We start from the raw sequence: 26,578 nt of genomic DNA, 5'->3' as shown, positions 1-26,578 counted from the left end.
GCTCGGTTCGCTTCGCGGGGGGGCGCCGCCGCGGCGCAACGCTCCCACCTCCGCTAGCGCTCCGGCGTGACATTTGCGCCGAGTCGGCGCTGGTCCGCGTCCTCGGAGGATCGGGGTGACCTCCTCCGCTGGCGCTCCGGAGGCCACCCCGATCCTCCATGTCGACATGGACGCCTTCTTCGTCTCTGTGGCGATCAGGCATCACGCCGAGCTTTGGGACCAGCCGGTCGTCGTCGGGGGTCATGCACGAGGAGTGGTGACCTGCGCCAACTATCCGGCGCGGGCCTACGGGGTCCGTGCCGCGATGCCCGGCTCGATGGCGAGACGGCTCTGCCCGCAGCTCGTCTCGGTCCGGCTCGACTTCGGTGAGGTCTCCGAGGTGTCGAAGCAGGTCCGCGAGATCTTCCGCCGCGCCACCCCGCTGGTGGAGGTGGTCAGCGTCGACGAGGCGTTCCTCGACGTGCGGGGAGCGACCAGGCTCTTCGGGAGCCCCGAGGAGATCGCCCAGCGGATCCGCCGCCAGATCGCGGAGGAGCTGAGCATCACCTGCTCGGTCGGCGTCGCGCCCACCCCGAGCGTGGCCAAGGTCGGCAGCCGCAAGGCGAAGCCCGACGGCATCGTGGTCGTCAGGCCGGAGGACGTCCCCGGCTTCCTCCACCCGCTCGACGTCGGTGAGCTCTACGGGGTCGGCCCGAGCACGAGGACCCGGCTGCGGCGGCTCGGCTTCGAGACGGTGGGCGACATCGCCCGCACCCCGGTGCCGACCCTCCACCAGATCCTCGGGCCACGCCTCGGTGGCCACCTGCACCGACTCGCCACCGGCACCGACCAGCGCGAGCTGACCGGACGGCTGGGCCCCGACCTGCCGGACCGGTCCACGGGCGCCCAGGAGACCTTCGGCCACGACCTGAGCGACCGTGAGGACATCGTCCGCGAGCTGTTGCGCCTCTCGGCCCGCGTCACCCGGCGGATGCGGCGCGCCGGGACGGTCGGCCGCACCGTCGCGCTGACGGTGCGGTTCACCGACTTCAAGACCATCTCGCGCTCCCGCACGCTGCCCGATCCGACCGACGTCACCCAGGAGGTGCACGCCACCGCCGTCCGCCTCTACGACGAGCTCGACCTCAGGGGTCGGGCCCTGCGCCTGGTCGGGGTCCGGGTGGAGCATCTGGTCACCCGCGAAGGCACCGACCGGCAGCTGGTGCTCGGCGAGCGGGAGCGTGGCTGGTCCGAGGCCGACCGCGCCATCGACCAGGTCGCCGAACGCTTCGGATCCAGCCTTGTCCGCCGCGCGAGCCTGCTCGATCAGGGCCGGGGTTGACGCAACTGCCTGTTCGGTTGACACAATCGGACTTGGTTGTGCCATGGGGCAGAACGTCAAGGGGCAAGAATTTTCTGGGCTTACTACCGCCTTCAGGGTGGCCAGCCTAGACTTGGAGACACCCCAACAGGACATGGGAGGTACGGTGCCACTCTCGGAAGAGGAGCTTCGCCTGCTCGAGCAGATGGAGCGCGCGCTCTCGGCGGAGGACCCGAAGTTCGCCTCCGCCCTCCGAGGCACGGCCCTGCGCCGTGCCCAACGTCGACACGCGGTCATCGCGGGCATCGTGCTCGCCGGTGGAGTCGCGTTGCTGATGACCGGTGTGATCTCACGGATGTGGATCGTCGGGGTGGTCGGCTTCCTGGTGATGCTGGCCTCGACCTCCGTGCTGCTCACCGCTCTTCGTGGTGCTGCCGCGGTCGAGGAGGACGACGGGGATCACACGCCCCGCAGCTCGTTCCTCGACCGGGCCAGCGAGCGCTGGAAGCAGCGCCGCCGCGACAACGACCTCTGAGACAACGACCTCTCAGAGGAACGACCTCTAGGAAGAGATCAGCTCCCGCTCGGACCGCGCAACCGGTCCGTCGGTGGCTGGCACCGGCCGGCGGCGGAACACCGACGCCGGCCACAGGCGTGCCCGGCGACGGGCACGCCGCTCGGCGTGCTCCCTGAGCGTGGCCGAGACCAGGCGTACGTCGTCCCCGACCGCCACGTCGCCGCGATGCTCGGCGTAGCGGTTGCGCTCGACGGCCGCCACGATCCGCTGCAGCGCGAGCATCGGCTCGCGACCCTGCAGATGCGGGGCCAGGCTGGTGGCCTCCTCCCGCGGTGAACGGGTCCCGGACCAGGGCAGACCGAGGTCGATCGCGGTGTCGCCCACCTCGGTCCAGCCGGCCTCCGCATCGCCTGCGAGCCGAGTGGTGCGCCGCCGGCGCCGGATGACGGCCGGCGCCGCGAGCGCGATCAGTCCGACCAGGGCCACGATCCCCAGACTGGTCCAGACGGCGCCGGCGTTCGACTCCTCGGCGCCGGTGTCGGCGACCTCCGGTGTGTCCGGCTCCTCGCGCTGCGGCCGGTTGGGCACCGGCGCGACGCTCGTGCCGGCGCTGGGAACAGGCGCCTCCGGCTCGTTGCGGGCATTGCTCAGCGCACCCGTGGTGTAGCCGGGTTCGCTGGTGTCGGCGGCCGACGGGGTCGGCTCGAAGCGGATCCAGCCGATGTCCTCGAACCACAGCTCGGGCCAGGCGTGCAGGTCGCGGCCGCGGAACTGCCACGCGCCGTCCTCGTCCTGGTCGCCGCCCAGGAAGCCGAAGGCGACCCGGGCCGGGATGCCGAGCTCGCGGGCGAGCACGGCCATGGCCGTGGCGTACTGCTGGCAGTAGCCGATCTTGTTGTCGGTCAGGAAGTCCAGCAGGGCCGCGCTGTCGGAGCCGACGTCACGCTCCAGGCTGTAGGTGAACTCGCCGCTGTGGCGGAACCAGTTCTGCAGGGCGACCGCCTTGGCGAACGGCCGGTCCTGGCCGGCGGTCCGCTCCAGGGCGATCTCCTCGATCTCGTCGGGGAGCAGCGGCAGGTCGGTCATGCCCGGTGGGGCGCCGACGCCGGGGTCGCCGGCGGCGAGGAGGCGCTCCTGGGACGGCTCGACGGGGGCGGCGGTCATCCGCCACCTCTGCCCGGCCACGGTCTGGTCCCTGCCCTCGGTGGACATGAAGTCGAGAGTGTCCTCGTCATAGCGCCACGGCCCTCTGGCGGTGACCTCGAGGGGATGGGCGAAGATCGGGAGCCAGGTCGACTGGAACTTGGCGCTCGCCTTCAGTTGGTAGGTCGTGGGCTCGCCCAGCAGGGTCGGGTCGGACATCGGCGGCTCGAAGGTGGCCACGCCGCTGTGGTCGGAGGGTACGTCGCGGTTGCCCGAGGTCCACTCCGTGCCGGTGAACTTGGTCAGGGCCCCGACACGCAGATAGGACGGGGGAGTCTCGGTGTCGCCGTAGACGGGGGTGACGGACACCATCACCTGGTCGCTCTGCCGGCGCAGGTCGTCGTAGAGCCCGACGGTCGGGTTGATCACTCGCAGGGGGCCGTCGCCGTCGCCCGGCCCCAGGCCGGGAAGAGAGACGCTCGGGCTGGGCAGCCACGCCGGGGTGAGCAGGGCGATCACGACCGCGGAGACGCCGATGACCGCCGGCCCGGCGGCAGGCGCCACCGGTAGGTCGTCATCGAGGCGACGGCCCCAGCGGCCGAGCTGCTGGGCACGGTCGAGGCGCAGCATCACCAGGAACGAGGTCGCCGTGAGCGCGAAGACGACCCAGGAGACCCCGCCCCAGCCACCGGCGCCGATGATGCTGAACGGCACCGTGAAGACGCCCAGCACCACGAGCCCCATCATCGGCGGTCGCCGTAGCGAGACGGCCAGGATGTCGGCCAGCAGCACTGCCGCGACACCGCCCGGGATGAGGTAGGGCGCCACCCCCGTCCCGGACATCGGCAGGTCGAACGGGTTGAACGCGATGTACGCCTCGGCCATCTCGGCCGTGACCAGTGCCCGGCCGCCGCCGGTGACGGGGAAGGGGTGCTGCACGACCAGGAGGCTGGTCGCGATGGTGCCGAGAAGCACCTGCAGCAGGACCACGACCGAGGCGTGCACGCGCAGCAGCCGTGCCGAGATGCCGGTGGCGACCACGAGCAGGCCGGCGACCAGGATCGGGCCGAGGTAGGGGAATCGGCTGGTCGTGAACGAACCCCACGACGACAGCGCGAACAGGACGGTCGCGAAGCAGGTCAGCGGCACCGCCATGGCGGGCACGACGCCGCGCGCGTCTCGGGAGGTCATCATCGCGCTGCTCCCGCTCTCGCTGCCGCTCCTGCTGCGGTGCCCCGGGTGCCGAGCTCGCGCCAGCGCGCGGCCACCGAGTCACCGACGCCGAGCTCGACCGCCTTCCAGCCGTGCTGGATGAGCAGTGGTACGCCGCTGGGCCGCCGTTGCTCGGGCGCCAGATGCACCGCGCTCCAGCCGTCGACGGCGAGCGAGAAGGCGAGCGCGGCCCCGGTGCGATGACGCACCCGGCGAAGCACTCCGGCGTCCTCCTCGTCGAGGGAGCCGAGCACCGCCACGGTGACTCCGCCCTGTCCGGCCTCGCCGACCCAGGAGGCGTCGATGCGGTGGTGCTGCACGGTCTCGACCACGGCGAGCGCCTCCAGCAAGGCGGCCGCGTCCGCCTGGCCCTCGCGGTCGTGCCAGCCGGAGTTGAGCTCACCGCCACCTGCCGAAGCGGCGCCGGGGCTGCTGCCCCCGGAGGTCACCAGGCGCACGGAGTAGCCGGCCTCGACCAGGTGCACCGCGACCGAGGCGGCGACCACGACGGCGTGCTCGAACGAGGAGCTCGCTCCCTGGCCGCGGTGGACCGAGCGCCGGTTGTCGAGGAAGACGGTGGCCCGGGCCTGCCAGGGCTGCTCCTCGCGACGCACCATCAGCTCGCCGAGGCGGGCCGAGCTGCGCCAGTGCACCCGCCGCAGCTCGTCGCCGCGACGGTACTCACGCACGGTGACGTCCTCCGCGCTGCCACCGAGGAACGCCCTCGGCCGGGAGTCTCCCGACGAGGTCGCGTTGCCGGTCAGGGGCGTCGAGGGCAATGCGACCACTCTCGGCGTGACCGTGAACGGGACCGTGGACTGGAAGGCGCGATTGAGCTCGACCAGGCCGAACGGGTCGGCCACGGTCACGCGCATCGGGCCGATGTCGAAGCGGCCCCGGATCTCGGATCGGATCTGGTAGCCGAGCTTGTGGCGCCACCCGAACCCGATCCGGTCGACCACGAAGCGCGGGCGCCCACCCAGGGCATAGGGGACCGTCTCCTCCAGCAGCAGGGTCCCGGTGGGGATCCGGCCCTCGTTGGCGATGGTGAGCTCGACCTTGGCGGGCTGACCCGCCTCGGTCAGGTGCGGCTCGATGTGGCGCACGAGTGCGAGCCGGTAGCGACCCCAGGCGGCGACCACCGCGGTGACCAGCGGAAGCGCGACCAGCAGCATCCCGATCCGGGACAGGGTGGACTGGTCCAGCAGGACCCCGCAGACGATCGAGGTGATCCCGGCGGCCAGGAAAGCCCGGCCTCGCACGGTCAGTCCGGACAGTGCCTCGCGCATGACGGGTGGCTCCCTCGTGGATCAGGCCTGTGGCACCGGCACGTGGGACACGACGGCCTCGAGGATGTCGGTAACCGACCGGCCGTGCATCGCCGCGGAGGCGCTGGGGAGAAGACGGTGGGCAAGGACCGGACCGGTCAGCCTGCGTACGTCATCGGGGAGGACGAACTCGCGTCCGTGCAGGGCGGCATGGGCCTTGGCGGCCCGCAGCAGGTGGAGGCTCGCTCGCGGCGAGGCGCCCAGGGCGAGCTCGTTGTTGGTGCGGGTCGCCGCGGTCAGGGCCACGGTGTAGCGGCGGACCGCCTCCGAGACGTAGACCTGGTTGACGACGCCGACGAGCTTGCGGATCTCCACGGCGTCGGTGACCGGGTCGAGGTCGTCGAGCGGGTTGGCAGCGCTGTGGCTGGCCAGCATCGCGATCTCGGAGCCGACCGGCGGATAGCCGACCGAGACCCGCGCCATGAACCGGTCGCGCTGCGCCTCGGGGAGGGCGTACGTCCCCTCCATCTCGATCGGGTTCTGGGTCGCGATCACCATGAATGGCGACTCCAGCTGGTAGGTCACGTTGTCGACGGTGACCTGGTGCTCCTCCATGCACTCCAGCAGCGCCGACTGGGTCTTGGGCGAGGCACGGTTGATCTCGTCGCCGACCACGATGTTGGCGAAGATGCCGCCCGGGCGGAACTCGAACTCCCGGGTGTTCTGGTTGAAGATCGACACCCCGGTGACATCGCTCGGGAGCAGGTCGGGCGTGAACTGGATGCGGCGGACCGAGCAGTCGATCGAGCGCGCCAGCGCCTTCGCGAGCTGGGTCTTGCCGACCCCGGGCACATCCTCGATCAGAAGGTGTCCCTCGGCGAGCAGCACGGTCAGCGTGGAGTCGACGACGTCGGTCTTTCCTTCGATCACCTTCTCGATGCTGTCGCGAATGCGGCCCGCGACCCGCACCAATGTCTCGATCTCTGCCCCATTCGATGAGGCCTCCAACGGCGTCGTCACGTCGCGTCCTTCCGACTCATCCTGCTTATGGGAACACCGTACGGGGTAGCGCCTACGGGCGTCTGCGGCATTGACCCGACTGTGACCCGCAAGGGGTACGTCGCCGGCCTCCCGCCGCACGCGGGCCGGGGGAGCGGGGCGTGGTGGGAAATCGTCGCGTGGGGGAGGAAGGTGGTTTGAATGTGGGGGATTGTGGGGTACGGTGGGGCAAAGTGGAGGAACGATCCACGTTGAGCTGACCGCGGGGGCGAGCACATGTTCTTCATGGGCACGTACACGCCGAAGCTCGACGAGAAGGGCCGGATCTTCCTCCCCGCAAAGTTCCGAGATCGACTGGCGGAGGGGGTTGTCGTGACGCAAGGTCAGGAGAACTGCCTCGTGGTGTGGCCCGAGGACGTCTTCATGCAGGAGGCGCAGCGGGCCCAGCAGACGCCGCTCACCTCTCGGGACGCACGCGACTACGCCCGTGTCCTCTTTGCGGGGGCCGAGCAGACGACACCCGACAAGCAGGGCCGGATCGGCATCCCGCCGCTCCTGCGCGACTACGCCGGGATCGTCAAGGACGTCGTGGTGATCGGTGTGATGGACCGGATCGAGATCTGGGACCCGGCCAAGTGGGCGGAGTACTCCGCGGGTGCACAGGCCAAGTTCGCAGACCTGGACGAGTCGACGGACTGATAAAGGGACAGATCGACAAACCGACAAGCAGCAGAGCTGATCAGAAACAAGACAAGTCAACAGCGGATCCGCAGGACGAGGTCTCAGTCCCGCTCCACTCATCCAGCCATCCGGGGCACCTTCCCCGGCTCCGGACGGCCCACCGTGATGACGGAGCGTGGTGACGGAGCGGGCATGAGACCTGGCTCTGCGGATCCGTGGCGTTGTCAGCCCGTGGCTCTGCCACAGAGACACGGGAGAACACACACCAGACGAAGCCGTGCGATGGGGGTCGAGGCGGTGACGAACCAGAAGCACGTGCCGGTGATGCTCGACCGCATCGTCGACCTGCTCGCGCCGGCGCTCGCCGATGGTGGCGTCCTGGTCGACTGCACGACAGGTCACGGCGGTCACACCGAGGCCGTCCTCGAGCGGATCCCCGGATCACGCGTGATCGGCATCGACCGAGACACCTACGCCCTCGGTATCGCGGGGGAGCGGCTGGCCCGTTTCGGTGACCGGTGGACAGGGGTCCACGCGGTCTACGACGAGATCCTCGACGTGGTCGCCGGCCAGGGCCTGGACGAGGTCCAGGCGGTGCTCTTCGACCTCGGCGTCTCCTCGATGCAGCTCGACCAGCGCGAGCGCGGCTTCGCCTACGCGGAGGACGCGCCGCTCGACATGCGGATGGACGCCACCCGGGGTCAGACCGCGGCGGACGTACTCAACAACTACTCCGCGGGGGACCTGACGCGGATCCTGCGGGACTACGGCGAGGAGAAGTTCGCCAAGAAGATCGCCTACGCCATCGTCAAGCGCCGCGAGAAGGTCCCGTTCACGACGAGCGGGCCCCTGGTGGAGCTCCTCTACGCGGAGATCCCGGCACCTGCCCGTCGCACCGGCGGACACCCGGCCAAGCGCACCTTCCAGGCGCTGCGGATGGAGGTCAACGACGAGCTGGGGGCGCTGCGGCAGGCACTGCCGGACTCGCTCGAGGCCGTCGGCGTCGGTGGCCGGGTGGTGGTCGAGTCCTACCACTCGCTGGAGGACCGGCTCACCAAGAGGGCCTTCACCGAGGCGACGAAGCTGGACGTACCTCCGGACATGCCGTTCGTGCCGCCCGAGGCCGAGCCGGCGTTCCGCCTGCTCACCCGTGGTGCCGAGCAGGCCAACGAAGCAGAGATCGAGGAGAACCCGCGCGCCGCCTCGGTGCGACTGCGCGCAGTGGAGCGCACCAAGCCCCGAACCAACCTTCCCAAGTCAACCCCTGGAGCAACCAGATGAGCATCGCCGCCGCGCCACAGGCGCCCGTGCGCAGCCCGGACCGGGCCGCCGAGACCCAGACGCGCCTCACCGCGGTCCCGGCGCCGCTGCCCGGCCCGATGGCTCCGCGGCTGCCGTTCGTCGTGCTCGTCTCGATGCTGCTCGTCGGTGGCGTCGTGGGTCTGCTCGTCTTCAACACCTCCATGCAGCAGTCGGCCTTCCAGGAGCAGAAGCTGCAGGAGCAGGCGACCACCCTGGCCGCCCGCGAGCAGGCGCTCGACGGCGAGCTGAAGAAGATGGAGGACCCGCACAAGATCGCCGCCAAGGCGAAGGAGCTCGGCATGGTCGTCCCGCAGAACGCGGCCATGCTGAGGGTCCCCGCGGCGAAGATCGAGGGCGAGGCGGCTCCGGCCGACCGCTCCGCGACCCCGCCGCTGCACCCGAAGGTCGCCAAGCCCTACAGCGTGCTGGTCGCCGAGCAGAAGGCTGCCGAGGCGGCCGCCGCCAAGAAGAAGGCGGCCGAGATCGCCGAGAAGAAGCGCGCCCGGGAGGCGGCAGAGAAGCAGGAGGCCGAGGAGCAGCAGCGTACGCCTTCGGGTGAGGCTCGCTGATGGCTCAGCGGACGGTGCGCCGGACCCGGCGGCCCGCCCCGAAGAAGGGGCCTGAGAAGGGGCCCAAGAACGGGCGGGGCCGCGGGCCGGTGCACATCCGGCTCCGCGTCGGCTTCATCCTGGTCGCGATGGTGCTCTCGGTCTTCGGTGGCCGGCTGGTGCAGCTGCAGGGCATCGACCCGCACTCGTACGCCGCGATGGCGGCCGCCGAGAACGTCGTCGATGTCGTGCTGCCGGCCGAGCGCGGTGAGATCCTCGACCGTGACGGCGAGGCGCTGGCCGACTCCTCCGACGGGCTGATGGTGCTGGCCGACCCGAAGCAGACGAAGAAGGACGCCCCGGCGATCGCCGCGTTCCTGGCCAAGGAGCTCGGGGTCGACTACGCCTCCGCGCTCACTAAGCTCCGCAAGGACGGCAGCCGGTTCCAGTACATCGACCGTCAGGTCGTCGCGACCAAGGCCACCGATGTGGTGGCGCGCGCGAAGGCCAAGGGTTACCAGGGCCTGTGGACCAGCCGCGACCCGCTGCGCAACTACCCCAACGGCGACGTCGCGGCCAACCTGGTCGGCTTCATGGGCAACGACGGCCCGCTCGCGGGCCTCGAGGCTGCCTTCGACAAGCATCTGGCGGGCAAGGACGGCCACGCCGAGTACGACGCGACCAGCCAGGTCAGCGGCACCCGGATGCCGCTGGGCACCAACAACCGCGTCGACCCGGTCGACGGCAACGACCTGACCCTCACCATCGACCGCGACCTGCAGTACTACGTGCAGCAGACCCTGATGGACGCCGTGCAGAAGTCGCGCGCGGAGTCGGGGATGGCGGTGGTCATGGACACCCAGACCGGCGAGATCCTGAGCCTTGCCGACTACCCGACCTTCGATGCCCGGGACCCGGCGGCCTCGCCGAAGGCGCTGCGCGGGAGCAATGCCCTGTCGAACGTCTACGAGCCGGGCTCGGTGCAGAAGGTGCTCACCGTCGCCGGCCTGCTCGACCAGGGGCTCGTCTCACCCTCGACCCGGCTCAAGGTGCCGGGGTCCTACCGCTCGGGCGACGCGGACATCCACGACTGGTACGAGCACGGCATGGAGAAGTTCACCCTGGCCGGGGTGATCGCGAAGTCCTCCAACATCGGAACCGTGATGGCCGCGGACAAGTACGAGGACGGCCAGCTGCGCGACTACCTCTCCGCCTTCGGCCAGGGCCGGCGCACCGGCCTCGGCCTCGACACCGAGTCGGCCGGCCTGCTCGCCTCGCCGGAGAGCTGGAACCCGGCCGACGAGGACCGCATCGACTTCGGTCAGTCGATCTCGGTCAACGCCGTGCAGATGACCGCAGCGCTCAACACGATCGCCAACGGCGGCGTACGCATCGACCCCAGCCTCATCGCCGGGCGCGCCACCAACAACTCCGGCGCCGAGGTCGGCACCGACACCGCCCAGCGCACGCGCGTCATCTCCGAGGAGGCCGCCTCCCAGACCGCGGAGATGATGGAGCGGGTCATCAACGACCCGGACAACGGCGTCGCCCCGCAGGCCGCCGTGGACGGCTACCGCGTCTCCGGCAAGACCGGAACGGCTCAGCGGGTCAACTCCGAGTGCAAGTGCTACGACGGCACCACCACGGTCTCCTTCGGCGGTTTCGCCCCGACCGACGACCCGCGGTTCACCGTCTACGTGGCCATCCACAACCCCGGCAACGGCGGTGGCGGTGGCACCGTCACCGGTCCGGTCTTCTCCCAGATCATGTCCTTCGCCCTGCGCCGCTACGGCGTCCCGCCGACCGGCACCGAGCCTTCGAAGATGCCCACTGGTTGGTAGCCCGGGGCAGCACGGGACCCGTGCTGCCCCGGGTTGACCCACTTCCGATATATAACATAGGTATGTTATGTTTCTCCTGTGAGTATGGCTTCCGGACGTGACCTGTCGCTCGCCCTCGAGAAGGTGGTGCGACTGGTGCGCGAGGTGTCGACCGCGGGAGACATCTCGCCGACCGCGGCGACGGTGCTCGGTGGACTGGCACGGACCGGGGCGCAGCGGGTCACCGACCTGGCCAAGGTCGCGGGAGTGTCCCAGCCGGCGATGACGCAGCTGGTCAACCGGCTGACCCAGCAGGGGCTGCTCGCCAGGGTCGCCGACGACGCCGACCGGCGGGCGGTCCTGGTGGAGGTCACCGATGCCGGACGAGAGGTCCTCGAGACCAGGCGCGGGCAGCGAGCCGGTGTGCTCGACGCGGCCCTGGCCCGGGTCTCCGCGGACGACCGCGCGGCCATCGCGGCGGCCCTGCCCGCCCTCGACCGGCTCGTCGACGCCGTGCTCGAGTCCTGACGCGCCTTCCTTCCGGCGACGCGTACGAAACAGATGTCTGAGAAGAGGCAAGAAGAATGAGCTCCCAGCACAGGGCAGCTGCCGCAAGTCCGTTCAAGCAACCACGCGCCGTGTGGGCGGTCGCGTTCGCATGCGTGGTGTCGTTCATGGGGATCGGGCTCGTCGACCCGATCCTGCCGGTGCTCGCCGAGGAGCTGGAGGCGACACCGGCCCAGGTGTCGCTGCTGTTCACCAGCTATCTCGTGGTGACCGCCGTGGCGATGATCGGCGTCGGCTGGGTCTCCAGCCGGATCGGCGCGAAGTGGACGCTGATCCTCGGCCTGGTCCTGATCGTCGTGTTCGCCGGGCTGGCCGGGACGGCCGGCGGCGTCGACGGCATCGTGGGCTTCCGCGCCGGCTGGGGCCTGGGCAACGCCCTGTTCATCTCCACGAGCCTGGCGGTCATCGTCAGCTCCGCGACCGGAGGGTTCGCCGGAGCGATCATCCTCTACGAGACCGCGCTCGGTCTCGGCATCGCGGTCGGCCCCCTCCTCGGCGGCGTCCTCGGTGGCATCTCCTGGCGCGGACCGTTCTTCGGCGTCTCCGCGCTGATGGCGATCGCGCTGGTCGCCACTCTGGTCTTCCTGCCGCCGACGCCCAAGCCGGAGAAGAAGGTCTCGTTGCTCGCCCCGCTCGCCGCGCTGCGCCACCGCGGGCTGCTGACGATGGGCATCATGGCGCTGCTCTACAACTGGGGCTTCTTCACCCTCCTCGGCTTCGCGCCCTACCCGATGGACCTGCACGACCCGCTGCAGCTCGGCTGGGTCTTCTTCGCCTGGGGCATCCTGGTCGCCGTCTTCGCCGTGTGGGGTGCGCCGTGGGCGCAGCGCCGCTTCGGCACCGCGCCGACGCTCTACGTCAACCTGCTCGGTCTCGGCGCCCTGCTCGCCGTCATCGGCCTGGGCGTCTCCTCGCCGACCGTGGTCATCGTGGCCGTGATCCTGTCCGGGATCTTCGTCGGCCTCAACAACACGCTGACCACCCAGGCGGTCATGCTGGTCTCTCCGGTGGAGCGGCCGATCGCATCCTCGGCCTACGGGTTCGTACGCTTCATCGGCGGCGGCCTCGCGCCGTTCGCCGCGGGCAAGATCGCCGAGGCGACCGACCAGTCGGTGGCCTTCTACGTCGGCGCCGCGGCGTTCCTGATCGCGATCCCCGTCCTGGCCAGCGGCCACCGGCTGATCACGGCCGCCGAGTCGGCGCAGACCGCCGAGCCGGTCGCGCCGACGCTCGAGCCCGTCGGGCCGGTCCGCGGTGAGGGCCGGCCGGTGCTGGTCGCCGTCGGCGCCACCCTCGACGCCGACGCCGTCGTCGACCGGGCCGCGGAGATGGCCGCCGCCGAGGGAGCGCCGCTGGAGGTGGTCCACGTCCGCGAGACCGAGGTCGTCGAGGAGCTGGCCATCGACGCGGAGGAGCCGGAGATGGCTGCCGCGACCGTACGCGCCCACCTGGACCGCCTCGCCGCCCGCGGGGTGACCGCGACCGGCCTGGTGCTGCACAGCGTCGGCGACCACGCCAGCGCCGGGGTGGAGCTGGCCAGGTACGCCACCGAGGCCCGGGTCCGCACGATCGCCATCGGCTCCTCGCCCCGGGGTCGGGCCGCGCAGCTCGCCGACGGCTCGATCACCTCAGCGGTCGTGCGGAACGCCGGCGTACCTGTCGTGCTCGTCGTTCCCGGCCAGGAGCCGCACGAGCTCAGCGCCGCGGCGCTGACCCAGCTGCGCCACGCCTGAGGTCGGCCCGGCGGGACCTGGTCCCGCCGGGCGGATAACCTTCGCCAGGTGAGCAGTGCGTACGAGACGGCGGAGCCGAAGAGCCCGACCCGCCCGCGAGTGACCGAGCCGGTGACGCTGGCCGAGCTGGCCGGCGAGTTCGGTCTGGACGTCCGCGGCGAGGCCCGCGTCACCGGGGTCACGCTGAGCTCCCAACGGGTGCTTCCCGGTGATCTCTACGCCGCCCTCCCCGGCAGCCGGGCGCACGGCGCCGGCTACGCCGCCGGCGCCGTCGAGGCCGGAGCGGTCGCGGTGCTCACCGATGCCGCCGGCGCCGCCGAGCTGGAGGCCCAGGGCCTCGCCGACGTGCCCGTGCTGCTCGTCGAGAAACCCCGCAAGGTGCTCGGCTCGCTCTCGGCCCGCGTCTACGGCAACCCCTCGGGCAGGCTGCGGCTGATCGGCGTGACCGGCACCCAGGGCAAGACGACGACCACCCGGCTGGCCGAGAGCGCGCTGCTCGACGCCGGCCACCGCGCCGGCGTCATCGGCACCGTCGGCACCCGGATCGGCGGGCGGGACGTGAAGACGCCACTGACCACGCCCGAGGCTCCCGACCTGCACGGTCTCTTCGCCCGGATGGTCGAGGAGGGGACCGAGGCGTGCGCCATGGAGGTCTCCTCCCACGCCCTGGTGATGGGCCGTGTCGACGGGGTCGTCTTCGACGTCGCCGTCTTCCTCAACCTGGGTCGCGACCACCTCGACTTCCACGAGACGGTCGAGGACTACTACGCGGCGAAGGCCGACCTGTTCACCCCGGAGCGGGCGAAGCTGGGCATCGTCAACATCGACGACGAGCACGGCCGCCGCCTCGCCGCGGAGGCGTCCATCCCGATCCTCACCTACGCGCTGCACGACGACACCGCCGACTGGCGCGCCACCGACGTCGAGCTGCGCCCCGACGGCTCCAGCTTCACCGTCCACGGCCCCGACGGGCTCGTCTTCCCGGCCGCCAGCCCGCTGGCCGGCGACTACAACGTCAGCAACACCCTCGCCGCGCTGGCGAGCATCCACCAGGCGTATGAGGACGAGAGCGTCGTACGCGACGTCGCCACCGCCCTGGCCAAGGGCTCCGGCGTCCCCGGGCGCCTCGAGCGGATCGACGAGGGCCAGCCGTTCACCGTCGTGGTCGACTACGCGCACAAGCCGGACGCGGTCGAGGCCGCGCTCGGCACGCTCCGTCCGCTGACCGAGTCCCGGCTGATCGTCGTGATCGGGGCCGGGGGCGACCGCGACACCGGGAAGCGGCCGATCATGGGGGAGATCAGCGCGCGCCTGGCCGACCACGTGATCGTCACCGACGACAACCCCCGCACCGAGGACCCGGCGAGCATCCGGCGACAGGTCCTCGACGGCACGGAGGGCGGGAGCGCGAGCGTCGAGGAGATCGGCGACAGGCGGGCCGCGATCGGGCGCGCCATCGACCTCGCCGCACCCGGGGATATCGTCGTTGTCGCAGGTAAGGGCCATGAGACGGGCCAGGAGATCAACGGCGTCACCCACCCGTTCGACGACCGCGAGGTCGTGCGTGCGGCGTTGGCGTCACAGTGATCGATGTGCTGATACGGCGGGGTGCCGCAGAGCCGGCGAACCCGTAGGGAAGAATGCCGGGGGCCGGTGTCTTCGCTATGCACACCGGCCCGGGGGCAAGGACATGGAACGGCATGGCAAGGAAGGCACCCGGCTGACATGAGAGCGATCTTGCTGAGCGGAGCGATTGCGCTTCTGTTCTCGCTGCTCGGCACTCGATTTGCGATCCTCCAGTTCACGAAGCTGGGCTTCGGCCAGGAGATCCGCGAGGACGGGCCGACGACCCACCGCACCAAGCGCGGCACGCCGACGATGGGTGGTGTCGCGATCGTGATCTCGGTCATCGTCGGCTACGTCGTGGCCAAGCTGCTCACCGGCGACGCACCCAGCGCGACGGCTTATCTGCTGCTCTTCCTCTTCGTCGGCATGGCGGCCGTCGGCTTCGTGGACGACTACATCAAGGTCTTCATGCAGCGGAACCTGGGTCTGCGTGCCTGGTCCAAGATGGTCGGGCAGACGCTGGTCGCGGTCGGCTTCGGCGTGGTGGCGATCCATCCCGGCCTCGCCAACGCCGACGGCATCACGCCGGCGGCGGACCAGCTCTCCTTCATCCGCGATTTCGGGCCGCACTTCCTCGGCGGAGACGGGATCCTCTACTGGCTCGGTGGCGCCCTGCTGCTCTTGGTCTTCTGGATCATGGTCACCGGCACCTCCAACGCCACCAACCTCACCGATGGTCTCGACGGACTGCTTGCGGCCTCCGCAGCGATCGTCTTCGCCGCCTACACGATCATCTCGATCTGGCAGAACAACCAGCGCTGCGGCCGCCCGAGCGTGGAGATCGGCACCTGCTACGAGGTGCGCGACCCGCTCGACATGGCGATCCTCGGCGCCGCGATCAGCGGCGCGTGCATCGGCTTCCTGTGGTGGAACGCGAGCCCGGCGCGGATCTTCATGGGCGACACCGGCTCGCTCGCGCTCGGCTCCGTGCTGGCCGGGTTCGCGATCCTGTCGCACACCGAGTTCCTGCTGATCATCCTCGGCGGTCTGTTCGTGATGGAGACCTCCGCGGTGATGCTGCAGGTCAGCTGGTTCAAGCTCTCTCGCCGCCTGACCGGCACCCCGAAACGCATCTTCCGGATGACACCCATCCATCACCACTTCGAGCTGCTGGGCTGGGAGCAGGTCACCGTGGTGATCCGGTTCTGGATCATCACCGGCCTCTGCGTCGCGGCCGGCCTCGGAATCTTCTACGCCGAATGGGTGGCGACCATCTGATGGACCCTGAATCCCTCGACCAGCTCGGCCGCAACGACTCCTGGGAGGGCGTGAAGGCGGTCGTGGCCGGCTTCGGCGTCTCCGGTTTCGCCGCCGCCGACAACCTGACCCACCTCGGTGCGAGCGTGATCGCGCTCGACGAGTCGCCGGGCGACGAGGAGCGCCAGGAGAAGGCCAAGCTCCTCGGCATCCTGGGTGCCGACGTACGCCTCGGCGAGGGCGCCACCCACGTGCTGCCCGACGACGTCGACGTCGTGGTCACCTCTCCCGGCTGGCGGCCGACCGCTCCGCTGCTCGCCCAGGCGCGCGAGCGCGGGATCCCGGTCTGGGGAGAGGTCGAGCTCGCCTGGCGGCTGCGCGACCCCGACAACGCCGCCCCCTGGCTGGCGGTCACCGGCACCAACGGCAAGACCACGACCGTGCAGATGCTCGACAACATCCTGCGTACGGCCGGGCTCCGGTCCGTCGCCGTCGGCAACGTCGGCCTGCCGATCGTCGAGGCCGTGATGGACCCCGAGCCCTATGACGTCCTGGCCGTGGAGCTCTCCTCCTTCCAGCTCCACTACACATCCTCGATGGGCGCCGAGGCCGCCGTCGTCCTCAACATCGCCGAGGACCACCTCGACTGGTACCCCTCGATGACCGAGTACGCCGCCGACAAGGGCCGCGTCTACGAGGGCGTCGAGCGGGCCTGCATCTTCAACGTCGCCGACGAGGCCACGCTGCACCTGGTCGAGGAGGCCGACGTCGTCGAGGGCGCCCGCGCCATCGGCTTCACCCTCGGCACCCCGGCGGTGGGTCAGCTCGGGATCGTCGAGGACATCCTGGTCGACCGGGCCTTCATCGAGGAGCGCCAGACCTCCGCCGCGGAGCTGTGCCAGATCTCCGACCTCGCCTCCGCGGCACCTCACTACGTCCAGAACGCGCTGGCCGCGGCCGCGCTCGCCCGTGCCCACGGGGTCTCCCAGGCCGCCGTGCGCGACGGGCTGAAGTCGTTCCGCCCCGACGGCCACCGCATCGAGGTCGTCGCCGAGGCCGACGGCGTGACCTGGATCGACGACTCCAAGGCGACCAACCCGCACGCCGCCCAGGCCTCGCTGCAGGCCTACGACCCGGTGATCTGGATCGCCGGCGGGCTGGCCAAGGGCGCCCGGTTCGAGGACCTGGTCGCCTCCATCCACGACCGGCTGCGGGCCGTCGTCCTGATCGGCCAGGACCGCGACGTCATCGCCTCCGCCCTCGCCGCCCACGCAGGTGACCTGGAGGTCGTCGAGCTCGACGACCCCGACGGCGTGGCCGCGCTCGCGGAGGCGGTCGAGATCGCCGCCGCGCTGGCCAAGCCCGGCGACACCGTGCTGTTGGCCCCCGGCTGCGCCAGCCAGGACCAGTTCCGCGACTACAAGGTCCGCGGCGACGCCTTCGCCGACGCCGTACGCCGCCGACTCTAGGTCGCTGGTCGAGCCGCTCGCGGCTCGGCCGGCGTGAGGGCGACACGCGGGGGAGATGCGCGGCGAACGCCGAGGCGGCGGCGAGAATGTAATCGACGTACGTCGCACCGCAACTGGGAGGTAGGCCGTGACGACCACCAGCCCCGACCAGACCGGTACCGGCTCGGCCGAGCAGGCCAAGGCGTACCCGAAGTCGGTCCTCGGCTATCTCAAGGCCTGGTTCCACGCGCTCAGGGTTGCGTTGAACCGGCCGCTGGCCGCCTACTACCTGCTGCTCACCAGCACCGCGCTGCTGCTGACCATCGGGCTGATCATGGTGCTGAGCGCCTCGAGCGTGTGGGCCTACACCCAGATGGGCAACTCCTACGCGATCGTCGGGCGGCAGGTGCTCTGGGTGATCATCGGTATCCCGTGTGCGTTCATCGCCTCCAAGATCCGGCCGAAGCATCTGCGACGGCTGGCCTGGCCGGGATACGTCATCGCCTGCGTGCTGCTCTTCCTGACCATCTTCTTGGGCCACGACGTCAACGGCCAGCAGAACTGGATCGGGGCCGGCCCGGTCAAGATCCAGCCGAGCGAGATCGCCAAGCTGGGGATCGTGCTGTGGGCGGCCCACGTCTACGCGCTCAAGGAGCGCCGACTCGACAGCCTCCACGAGGTGCTGATGCCGGTCCTGCCGGGCATCGCGCTGGCTACCGGGCTCGTCCTCGCCGGCCGCGATCTCGGTACCGCCCTGGTCTTCTTCGCGATCGTGCTCGGGATGCTGTGGGTGGTCGGGGCGCCCGGGCGGCTCTTCGGGATGGCGATCTCGATCATCGGCGTCTCGGTGCTGTTCCTGATCAGCACGGACACCGAGCGACTTGCCCGGCTGACCAGCTTCGTGGACCCGTTCAAGGACTTCCACGGACAGGGCTGGCAGCCCTCCCACGGTCTCTACGCGCTCAGCTCGGGTGGTGTCCTGGGGCAGGGGATCGGGGCGTCGCAGCAGAAGTGGGGCGACCTGCCCGAGGCCCACACCGACTACATCTTCGCGGTGCTGGGCGAGGAGCTCGGCCTGGTCGGCACCCTGCTGGTCGTCGGCCTCTTCCTGACCCTCGCCTTCGCGCTGGTCAAGGTCGCGCGCCAGACCGACCGGCCGTTCGTCCGCTACTTCAGCTTCGGCGTGCTGGTCTGGCTGCTGGGCCAGATGATCATCAACGTCGGCATGGTGCTCGCGCTGCTGCCGGTCATCGGCATCCCGCTGCCGCTGGTCTCCTACGGCGGCTCCGCGCTGATCCCGTCGATGGTGGCGCTCGGCGTCGTGATCGGCTTCGCCCGTCGTGAACCGGCGGCAGCTGCGGCGCTGAAGCAGCGTAAAGCCTTGGCAAAGGATCGGGCCCGCCAGGCAGCCGCTTACCGGTCCGCTCAACGCAACCGATAAGTTCGGACGCATCATGAAGGCCCTCCTCGCCGGTGGTGGCACCGCCGGACACACATCCCCCCTGCTCGCCACGGCTGATGCCCTGCGCCGTCTGGACCCCAGCGTGGAGGTGACCTGCCTCGGCACGCCTCGCGGCCTGGAGAACCAGGTGGTTCCCGCCGCGGGCTACCCGCTCGAGCTGATCCCGCCGGTCCCGATGCCGCGCCAGCTCAGCAGCGACCTGCTGAAGGTGCCGGCGAACCTGAAGGGCGCGGTCGACGCGACCTACGAGGTGCTCGACCGGATCAAGCCTGACGTGGTCGTCGGCTACGGCGGGTACGTCTCGATGCCGGCCTACCTCGCCGCGAAGCGGCGCCACATCCCGATCGTTGTGCATGAGGGCAACGCCATGCCGGGTCTCGCCAACAAGGCCGGAGCCCGGGTCGCCGACCGGGTCGCGGTGAGCTTCCCGGACACCAAGCTGCCCAAGGCCGAATACATCGGGCTGCCGATCCGCCGGATGATCTCGACGATGGACCGCTGGGCGCTGCGCGCGGAGGCGCGCAGCTTCTTCGGGCTCGACCAGCACCGCCCCACGATCGTGGTCACCGGCGGCTCGCAGGGCGCCCGGACGATCAACGAGTCGGTCTCCGGTGCCTACCCGGCCCTGGCCCGCAACGGGATCCAGGTGCTCCACGTGATCGGTCCGAAGAACGAGCTGGCCTCGCCCGGCCCCGGCTACCACGTGCTCAACTACGTCGACCGGATGGACCTCGCCCTGGCCGCGGCAGACCTGATGATCTGCCGCTCCGGCGCCAACTCGGTGATCGAGGCCAGCGCCGTCGGGATCCCGGCCGTCTACGTACCTCTCCCGATCGGCAACGGCGAGCAGTCGCTCAACGCGCGTGCCGTCGTCGACGCCGGCGGCGCCGTGCTGGTCTCCGACGCCGAGATGAGCGCCGCGTGGGTCAGCAGCCACGTGCCCCCGATCGTCACCGACCGCGCCCGGCTCGAGGCGATGTCCAAGGCTGCCAGCGACCTGGTGCCGCGGGACGCGGACGAGCGGCTGGCGCGGATCGTGCTGGAGACGGCGCAAGGAGGTAGGTCATGAGAGTTCCCGTTCCCGAGCACATCCTTCCCGCTGAGCAGCTGGGCAGGGTCCACTTCATCGGCATCGGTGGAGCGGGCCTCTCGGCGATCGCCCGGGTCATGCTGGCCCGCGGGATCCAGGTCTCCGGCAGCGACGGCGCCGACTCCTCGATGGTCGCCGCGCTGCGCGAGGAGGGTGCGACCGTCTACGTCGGCCACGACGCCTCGCAGGTCGACGGCGTCGACACGCTGATCGTCTCCACCGCCATCCGCGAGGACAACCCGGAGTACGTCGCCGCGGTGGAGAAGGGTCTGCGGATCTACCCGCGCTCGGCCGGCCTGGCCTCGGTGATGGAGGGCCGCCGCGTCCTCGCCGTCGCCGGCACCCACGGCAAGACCACCACCACCTCGCTGCTGACCGTCGCCCTGCAGGCCGCGGGCGCCGCGCCGACCTACACCGTCGGTGGCGAGCTGGCCGCCTCGGGCACCAACGCCGCCGAGGGTTCGGGCGACCTGTTCGTGGCCGAGGCCGACGAGTCCGACGGCGCCTTCCTGGTCTACAAGCCCTACGCCGCGGTCGTCACCAACGTCGAGGCCGACCACCTCGACCAGTGGGGGACCGAGGAGGCCTACCGGGAGGGGTTCGCCCAGTTCGTGGGGCGGCTGGCTCCCGACGGGTTCCTGGTCGCGGTCATCGACGACCCGGGCGCCGCCGACCTGCGTCACGTCGCCCACTCGCTCGGCCGCCGATTCGTCGGCGTCGGCGAGTCGGAGCTGGCCGACGTGCGCGCCGTCGACGTCGTCCTGGCCGGCACCACCTCCTCCTTCACCGTCGTCGACGGGCTCGACGAGCTGGGCCGGATCACCCTGCAGATCCCCGGGCGCCACTACGTCGCCGACGCGTTGGCCGCGTTGACGGTCGGCCTGCGCCTCGGTCACTCCTTCGACCTGCTCAAGGCGGGGCTGGAGTCGTTCACCGGCACCCGGCGGCGGATGGAGCGCAAGGGAGAGGCCGCAGGCGTACGCGTCTACGACTCCTACGCCCACCACCCCTCCGAGATCGCCGGCGACCTCGTCTCCGGCCGGTCCGTGGCGGGGCAGGGGCGGCTCATCGTCGCCTTCCAGCCGCACATGGTCTCCCGCACCCGGATCTTCGGCGAGGAGATGGGCCGCGTGCTCGGCGCCGCCGACGAGGTGGTCGTCCTCGACGTCTACCTCGCCCGCGAGGACTACGACCCCGAGGTCACCGGCAAGCTGGTCGCCGACGCGGTGCCGCTGCCGCCGGACCGGGTCGCCAGCGTCGCCGGGCTCGAGGAGGCCGCCGCCGAGCTGGCCCGCCGCGCCCGACCGGGTGACCTGGTTCTCACCCTCGGGGCGGGTACCGTGACCGAGGTGGGCCCGATGGTGCTCGCCAGGCTACGTACGGCAGAGCAGTAACGCTGGGGGAGGCGAGCATGGCGGACAAGGGGCCGGGCGCGGAAGCCGAGATCGCCGAGGCCCTGGAGGCGACGGGGGATCGCGAGATCGACCTCGCCTCGGAGGAGGCCGCGGCCGGCGCGGAGTCGAGCACCGAACCGGAGCAGGAGGAGTCGCAGGACGAGCCTGCCGCGGTCGATCCGGCGACCCTGAAGAGCCGCAAGGCCTTCGCCCGGCGCCAGTGGCGCCGGCGCTGGCTCGCCTGGCGCTACCTCATCGTCGGCACCCTGGTCATCGCCCTCCTGCTCGGCGGGATCTGGGCGGTCTACTTCTCCACCTGGCTGCAGGTCAAGGGCACCTCGGTGCACGGCTCGATGAAGATGACCAGCGCCAAGCAGGTCGTCGAGTTCGCGGCCGTCCCGGTCGGCGAGCCGCTGGCCACCGCAGACCTCGAGGCGGTGCAGGTGCGGGTGCTCAACGGGCTGCCGATGGTGCGCTCGGTCAACGTCTCGCGTGAGTGGCCCGACAAGATCCGGGTCGACGTCACCGAACGTACGCCGGTGGCCGTCGTCTCCATCGGCGGCCGGCTCCGCGCGCTCGACGAGACCGGCACCGTCTTCTGGGACTACGAGAAGGCGCCCTCGGGCCTGCCGATGGTGAACACCGTGACCGGCACCAACTCCGACGCGCTCCGCGAGGCCGCCGCGGTCGCCTCGGCGCTCCCCGCCGACCTGGCCAAGAGGGTCGACCACGTCGAGGTGACCACCGTCGACTCGATCTCCCTGGAGCTGCGCAACGACAAGCGTGTGGTGTGGGGGAGCAGCGCCCAGTCCGACACCAAGGCCGAGGTGCTGGTCGCGTTGATGAAGGCGGAGCCCGACGTGGCCCGCTACGACGTCTCCGTGCCCGGCCAGCCGGTCACCAGCAAGAGCGTCGACTGATCCTCTTCCGGACGGGCTCTGCCACATCGCCCCTACCGGAAGGCACGAGATCGGCACAACTGATCCGCGTCCGCGTGTCGCGCCAGTTTGAGGACGTACGTCTGCCTACTGTTCTGAGAACGGCGAGGTTGACATAACTATAACCCTCAGGTTGAGGGTAAGGGTTAAGAACCGCCGTAGGACCAACCAGCGATCGAAGGGGCGACCACCGTGGGAGCTGCACAGAACTATCTGGCGATCATCAAGGTCGTCGGCATCGGTGGCGGCGGCGTCAACGCTGTCAACCGGATGATCGAGGTCGGCCTCAAGGGGGTCGAGTTCATCGCCATCAACACCGACGCCCAGGCGCTGCTGATGAGCGACGCCGACGTCAAGCTCGACATCGGTCGCGAGCTGACCCGTGGTCTCGGTGCCGGCGCCAACCCGAGTGTGGGAGAGAGCGCCGCCGAGGACCACGCCGACGAGATCGAAGAGGTCATCAAGGGCGCCGACATGGTCTTCGTGACCGCGGGTGAGGGTGGCGGCACCGGCACCGGTGGGGCTCCGGTCGTGGCCCGCATCGCCCGCAGCCTCGGTGCCCTGACCATCGGTGTGGTGACCCGCCCGTTCGCCTTCGAGGGCCGCCGGCGCGCCAACTCCGCCGAGGACGGCATCTCCAAGCTTCGCGAGGAGGTCGACACCCTCATCGTCATCCCCAACGACCGGCTGCTGTCGATCTCGGACCGCAACGTGTCGGTGATGGACGCGTTCCGCCAGGCCGACCAGGTGCTGCTGCAGGGTGTCTCCGGCATCACCGACCTGATCACCACGCCCGGCCTGATCAACCTCGACTTCGCCGACGTGAAGTCGGTCATGTCCAACGCCGGCTCGGCGCTGATGGGAATAGGGTCCGCGCGCGGCGACAACCGCAGCGTCGAGGCCGCCGAGATGGCCGTCTCCTCGCCGCTGCTGGAGGCGTCGATCGACGGCGCCCACGGGGTCCTGCTCTCGATCGCGGGTGGCTCCGACCTCGGCCTCTTCGAGATCAACGAGGCTGCCGCGCTGGTCGCCGACGCGGTCCACCAGGAGGCCAACATCATCTTCGGCGCGACCATCGACGACGCGCTCGGTGACGAGGTCCGGGTCACGGTGATCGCCGCCGGCTTCGACGGCGGCATGCCCAAGCGCCGCGAGGGCGCCTCGGCGCTCGGCAGCGTGCAGGGCCGCTCCAGCGGCTCCCAGTCCGCCGGCAACGGCGAGACCGCCGCCGTGGCCACCGCGGTCGCGACCCGTCGCGCCGAGGAGCCCGCCGAGGAGCCGGCCAAGCCTGCAGCCCCGGCCACGCCTCCGCCCGCGACCCCGCCGGCCGAGCCCGCCCCCGTCGCCAAGAAGCCCGCTCCCAGCGTGCAGTTCAGCGATGATGAGCTCGACGTGCCCGATTTCTTGAAGTAAGGCCCTCGCTTGTACTCCTTCCGAGCCTCCGCAGGCCTCGTCGACCTGGCGTTCACCGACAGGTACGGCGGGGTCAGTCTCGCTCCGTACGCCGAGCTCAACCTGGCGGTCAACGGCTCGGACTCGCTGGAGGCGAAGGCCGAGAACCATCGGCTGCTGTTGGCCGACTTCGCCGACGGCGCGCCCTACGCCGACCTCTACCAGGTCCACGGCAACGCGGTCGTCGACGCGGAGTGCGGCACCCGTCCGGAGGCGGACGGGATCGTCACCACCGAGCGTGACCTGGTGCTGCTGGTCCGCACCGCCGACTGCGTACCCGTGCTGTTCGCCGACGAGGCGGCCGGGGTCATCGGCGCGGCGCACGCCGGACGCAAGGGGATGGCGGTCGGGGTCGTGCCCGAGACCGTCGCCCGGATGCGCGCGCTCGGCGCGACCCGGATCACCGCCTGGGTCGGACCGCACGTGTGCGGCAAGTGCTACGAGGTGCCTGCCGAGATGCAGGAGGAGATCGCCGCGGTCGAGCCGGCCACGCGTGCCACCACGAGCTGGGGCACCCCGAGCCTCGACGTCGGCGCCGGAGTGCTCGCCCAGCTGGCACGGGAGGGCGTCGAGGCGGTCGACGCCAGCCGCTGCACCCGCGAGTCCGACGACCTCTACTCCTACCGTCGCGACGGCGCCGGCATGTCGCTGGGTGCCCTGATCCGGCTGCGTGGTGCCTGATGGTTACCGGTCGCGCCGATGAGATCGCCGCGGGGCTCGCCGAGACCCGCGAGCGGATCGCGGTGGCCGCCAAGGCCGCCGGTCGCCCCGCCGACGACGTCCACCTCGTCGTGGTCACCAAGTTCTTCCCCGCCTCCGACGTACGCATCCTGGCCGGTCTCGGCGTGACCGACGTCGGCGAGAACCGCCACCAGGAGGCGGCTGCCAAGGCGGCCGAGTGCGCCGACCTCGGGCTGCGCTGGCACTACGTCGGCGGGCTTCAGTCCAACAAGGCGGCGGCCGTGGCCGGATACGCCGACGTGGTCGAGTCCGTCGACCGCTCCTCCCTGTTGCCCCGGCTCAGCCGCGGCGCGGGGGAGCGCGGCCAGATCCTCGACGTGCTCCTGCAGGTCTCCCTCGACCCGCCCGGGCGCGAGGGTCGTGCCGGGGCGGATCCCGGTGACGTACGCGACCTGGCTGCTGAGGTCGAGGCGACCGACGGTCTCCGGCTGCGGGGCCTGATGGCGGTCGCGCCTCTTGGCGAGGAGCCGGAGCAGGCGTTCGCCCGGCTGGCGCGGATCCGCGAGGACTTCCTGGTCGAATATCCCGAGGCGACGGTGCTGTCGGCGGGGATGAGCGGCGACCTGGAGCAGGCGATTGCCCATGGCGCGACACACGTACGTGTCGGGTCTGCGGTCCTCGGAGAGAGGCCAACTGTCAAGTAATGTCTCGGACAGCAATACTTTGGGGAAGGTGGGACACACATGAGCGGCGCGATGCGCAGGTTCGGTGAATACCTCGGCCTGCTCGAGGACACCGGGTACGACGACGATGTCTACGAGGGTGACGACGACGAGACCCGCTCCCACGAGGCCGTCAAGGCGCCGGTGCGGTCCAAGCAGTCACGTCCGGCTCCGGTGGCCGACCTTTCCGAGCGGCGACGAGCAACGGTGGTGCCTGCGGTGGCAGAGCTTTCCAAGATCATCACGCTGACCCCGACGTCCTACAACGAAGCGCGTCAAGTCGGCGAGAACTACCGCGACGGCACGCCGGTGATCATGAATCTCACCGAGATGAACGATGCGGACGCGAAACGGCTTGTCGACTTTGCCGCGGGCCTGATCTTTGCTACCTATGGGAACATCGAGAGGGTCACCAACAAGGTGTTTCTTATCTCACCTGCGAACGTTTCGGTCACGGCTGAGGCCAAGCAGAGGATCGTTGAGGGCGGCTTCTTCAACCAGAGCTGAGGCCTTCGACACCTGCTCGTAGGTGCCTGGATGCGGTCCGCATCTGGCATGTCTACGGACAGGCGCTAGAGTTTCGACAGCATTACCTGATGCCGCCCCCCGGCGGTGCAGTCCGTACGTCTGAGTCAACCGAGTAATGAATGGGTGAGGTCATGCCGCTGACGCCAGAGGACGTGAGCAACAAGCGCTTTACTCCCGTCCGGCTCCGCGAGGGCTACGACATGGGCGAGGTGGACCAGTTCCTCGACGAGGTCGAGGCCGAACTGGCACGTCTCACCCGGGAGAACGACGACCTTCGCGGGAAGTTGGCATCTGCGCAGTCGGGTGGGGGTCCGTCCTTCCCGATGGCTCCCGAGCCGCCTGCTCCTGAGCCGATGCCGGCTCCTGAGCCGGTCTCGCACCAGATGCCGATGTATCAGGAGGCACCGCAGACCGGCGGTATCGAGACGATCCGGGTCGAGACCGTGCCGGAGGCGTCCAACGCCGCCGCGCGCCTGCTCGAGCTGGCCACGCGCAACCACGACGCGCTCATCGACACGGCCAAGAACGACGCCGACAAGATCGTCGGCGAGGCCCGCACCAAGTCCGAGCGCCTCGAGGCCGAGTCGAAGTCGAAGGCCGACCGCATGGAGGCCGATGCGCGCACCCGTGCGCAGATGCTCGACAGCGAGACCGCCGAGCGTCGCCAGCAGCTCTTCGGCGAGCTCGAGCGTGAGAAGGACAACCTGACCACCGAGGTCGACACCCTGCGTAACTTCGAGCGTGAGTACCGCTCCCGCCTGAAGAGCTACTTCACGCAGCAGCTCGACGCGCTCAACAACTCGGCTGAGTCACAGGCACCCGTGATGGCGGCCGCCGTCAACGAGTCGGGCCCTGCGCCCAAGCGTCTGCGCTCCATCCTGGGGGAGGACGAGGGCTGAGGCCCTCGTAGTCAGACTTCCGTCGGCCGGTCCCGCATCGCGGGGCCGGCC

At 70.4% G+C, this 26,578-nt stretch carries 23 protein-coding genes; 20 read left to right on the top strand and 3 right to left on the bottom strand.

Annotated features, from left to right (window positions below; all coding sequences use genetic code 11):
• Window positions 1–115: 115 nt before the first annotated feature.
• Both dinB and ACFU7D_RS15620 read left to right on the top strand, forming a co-directional pair.
• Window positions 116–1,321: a DNA polymerase IV gene (gene dinB, locus ACFU7D_RS15625; RefSeq protein WP_378868503.1), complete on the top strand. Its 1,206-nt coding sequence runs from the start codon at window positions 116–118 to the stop codon at window positions 1,319–1,321.
• A 145-nt stretch (window positions 1,322–1,466) separates the two neighbouring features.
• Window positions 1,467–1,835 carry a DUF3040 domain-containing protein gene (locus tag ACFU7D_RS15620; protein ID WP_091047573.1) on the top strand — a complete coding sequence of 123 codons (369 nt, stop codon included), beginning with the start codon at window positions 1,467–1,469 and terminating at the stop codon, window positions 1,833–1,835.
• A 27-nt stretch (window positions 1,836–1,862) separates the two neighbouring features.
• Here the strand turns inward: ACFU7D_RS15620 and ACFU7D_RS15615 are convergent, their stop codons facing one another.
• From ACFU7D_RS15615 to ACFU7D_RS15605, 3 genes are read right to left on the bottom strand one after another with little or no spacing between them, the layout of a single operon-like run.
• Window positions 1,863–4,151 (bottom strand): transglutaminaseTgpA domain-containing protein, encoded by a 2,289-nt coding sequence (locus ACFU7D_RS15615; protein ID WP_378868499.1) that lies wholly within the window; start codon window positions 4,149–4,151, stop codon window positions 1,863–1,865.
• Window positions 4,151–5,461, bottom strand: coding sequence for a DUF58 domain-containing protein (locus tag ACFU7D_RS15610; RefSeq protein WP_378728503.1), 1,311 nt, complete (start codon window positions 5,459–5,461; stop codon window positions 4,151–4,153). The genes ACFU7D_RS15615 and ACFU7D_RS15610 overlap by 1 nt, the downstream gene beginning before the upstream one ends.
• Window positions 5,462–5,482: 21 nt before the next feature.
• Window positions 5,483–6,460, bottom strand: coding sequence for an AAA family ATPase (locus ACFU7D_RS15605; RefSeq protein WP_378728502.1), 978 nt, complete (start codon window positions 6,458–6,460; stop codon window positions 5,483–5,485).
• Window positions 6,461–6,715: 255 nt separating this feature from the next.
• Here ACFU7D_RS15605 and mraZ point away from each other — a divergent pair, with 255 nt between their 5' ends.
• The 18 genes from mraZ (at window position 6,716) to ACFU7D_RS15515 (ending at window position 26,527) form a co-directional block, all read left to right on the top strand.
• Window positions 6,716–7,138 carry a division/cell wall cluster transcriptional repressor MraZ gene (gene mraZ, locus ACFU7D_RS15600; RefSeq protein ID WP_008363047.1) on the top strand — a complete coding sequence of 141 codons (423 nt, stop codon included), beginning with the start codon at window positions 6,716–6,718 and terminating at the stop codon, window positions 7,136–7,138.
• Window positions 7,139–7,402: 264 nt separating this feature from the next.
• Window positions 7,403–8,401 carry a 16S rRNA (cytosine(1402)-N(4))-methyltransferase RsmH gene (gene rsmH, locus ACFU7D_RS15595; protein ID WP_378868496.1) on the top strand — a complete coding sequence of 333 codons (999 nt, stop codon included), beginning with the start codon at window positions 7,403–7,405 and terminating at the stop codon, window positions 8,399–8,401.
• Complete coding sequence (locus ACFU7D_RS15590; RefSeq protein ID WP_378868493.1) at window positions 8,398–8,991, top strand: hypothetical protein; 594 nt, start codon at window positions 8,398–8,400, stop codon at window positions 8,989–8,991. The genes rsmH and ACFU7D_RS15590 overlap by 4 nt, the downstream gene beginning before the upstream one ends.
• On the top strand, window positions 8,991–10,811 hold the full coding sequence (locus ACFU7D_RS15585) for a peptidoglycan D,D-transpeptidase FtsI family protein (RefSeq protein WP_378868490.1): 1,821 nt from the start codon (window positions 8,991–8,993) through the stop codon (window positions 10,809–10,811). Before ACFU7D_RS15590 ends, ACFU7D_RS15585 begins: the two co-directional genes overlap by 1 nt.
• Window positions 10,812–10,895: 84 nt before the next feature.
• Window positions 10,896–11,318 (top strand): MarR family winged helix-turn-helix transcriptional regulator, encoded by a 423-nt coding sequence (locus ACFU7D_RS15580; protein WP_378728497.1) that lies wholly within the window; start codon window positions 10,896–10,898, stop codon window positions 11,316–11,318.
• A gap of 56 nt (window positions 11,319–11,374) precedes the next feature.
• On the top strand, window positions 11,375–13,090 hold the full coding sequence (locus ACFU7D_RS15575; RefSeq protein ID WP_378868485.1) for an MFS transporter: 1,716 nt from the start codon (window positions 11,375–11,377) through the stop codon (window positions 13,088–13,090).
• 126 nt (window positions 13,091–13,216) lie between these two features.
• On the top strand, window positions 13,217–14,677 hold the full coding sequence (locus ACFU7D_RS15570; RefSeq protein ID WP_378868506.1) for a UDP-N-acetylmuramoyl-L-alanyl-D-glutamate--2,6-diaminopimelate ligase: 1,461 nt from the start codon (window positions 13,217–13,219) through the stop codon (window positions 14,675–14,677).
• A gap of 138 nt (window positions 14,678–14,815) precedes the next feature.
• Complete coding sequence (mraY, locus tag ACFU7D_RS15565) at window positions 14,816–15,934, top strand: phospho-N-acetylmuramoyl-pentapeptide-transferase (RefSeq protein ID WP_378728495.1); 1,119 nt, start codon at window positions 14,816–14,818, stop codon at window positions 15,932–15,934.
• On the top strand, window positions 15,934–17,382 hold the full coding sequence (gene murD / locus ACFU7D_RS15560; protein WP_378868482.1) for a UDP-N-acetylmuramoyl-L-alanine--D-glutamate ligase: 1,449 nt from the start codon (window positions 15,934–15,936) through the stop codon (window positions 17,380–17,382). Before mraY ends, murD begins: the two co-directional genes overlap by 1 nt.
• 127 nt (window positions 17,383–17,509) lie before the next feature.
• Window positions 17,510–18,802, top strand: a complete 1,293-nt coding sequence (gene ftsW, locus ACFU7D_RS15555) for a putative lipid II flippase FtsW (protein ID WP_378868480.1) — start codon at window positions 17,510–17,512, stop codon at window positions 18,800–18,802.
• Window positions 18,803–18,815: 13 nt separating this feature from the next.
• Window positions 18,816–19,892 (top strand): undecaprenyldiphospho-muramoylpentapeptide beta-N-acetylglucosaminyltransferase, encoded by a 1,077-nt coding sequence (gene murG / locus ACFU7D_RS15550; RefSeq protein WP_378868478.1) that lies wholly within the window; start codon window positions 18,816–18,818, stop codon window positions 19,890–19,892.
• Window positions 19,889–21,307 carry a UDP-N-acetylmuramate--L-alanine ligase gene (gene murC, locus ACFU7D_RS15545; RefSeq protein ID WP_378868475.1) on the top strand — a complete coding sequence of 473 codons (1,419 nt, stop codon included), beginning with the start codon at window positions 19,889–19,891 and terminating at the stop codon, window positions 21,305–21,307. The genes murG and murC overlap by 4 nt, the downstream gene beginning before the upstream one ends.
• Before the next feature lie 17 nt (window positions 21,308–21,324).
• Entirely contained in the window at window positions 21,325–22,227 is a 903-nt protein-coding gene (locus tag ACFU7D_RS15540; protein WP_378868472.1) for a cell division protein FtsQ/DivIB, read from the top strand.
• 210 nt (window positions 22,228–22,437) lie between these two features.
• Window positions 22,438–23,658: a cell division protein FtsZ gene (ftsZ, locus tag ACFU7D_RS15535; RefSeq protein WP_378868470.1), complete on the top strand. Its 1,221-nt coding sequence runs from the start codon at window positions 22,438–22,440 to the stop codon at window positions 23,656–23,658.
• A 9-nt stretch (window positions 23,659–23,667) separates the two neighbouring features.
• On the top strand, window positions 23,668–24,378 hold the full coding sequence (pgeF, locus tag ACFU7D_RS15530; protein WP_378868467.1) for a peptidoglycan editing factor PgeF: 711 nt from the start codon (window positions 23,668–23,670) through the stop codon (window positions 24,376–24,378).
• The gene (locus ACFU7D_RS15525; protein ID WP_378868465.1) at window positions 24,378–25,082 is read left to right on the top strand and encodes a YggS family pyridoxal phosphate-dependent enzyme; all 705 of its coding nucleotides are present in this window, start codon (window positions 24,378–24,380) and stop codon (window positions 25,080–25,082) included. The genes pgeF and ACFU7D_RS15525 overlap by 1 nt, the downstream gene beginning before the upstream one ends.
• 39 nt (window positions 25,083–25,121) lie before the next feature.
• Complete coding sequence (locus tag ACFU7D_RS15520) at window positions 25,122–25,607, top strand: cell division protein SepF (protein ID WP_165109114.1); 486 nt, start codon at window positions 25,122–25,124, stop codon at window positions 25,605–25,607.
• Between the two features lie 152 nt (window positions 25,608–25,759).
• Window positions 25,760–26,527: a DivIVA domain-containing protein gene (locus ACFU7D_RS15515; protein ID WP_378868462.1), complete on the top strand. Its 768-nt coding sequence runs from the start codon at window positions 25,760–25,762 to the stop codon at window positions 26,525–26,527.
• Window positions 26,528–26,578 lie beyond the last annotated feature (51 nt).

Origin of the sequence: Nocardioides sp. NPDC057577, assembly GCF_042801335.1 — a bacterium.
Classification (GTDB): Bacteria; Actinomycetota; Actinomycetes; order Propionibacteriales; family Nocardioidaceae; genus Nocardioides.
This window is presented reverse-complemented; position numbering and strand designations above follow the sequence as displayed.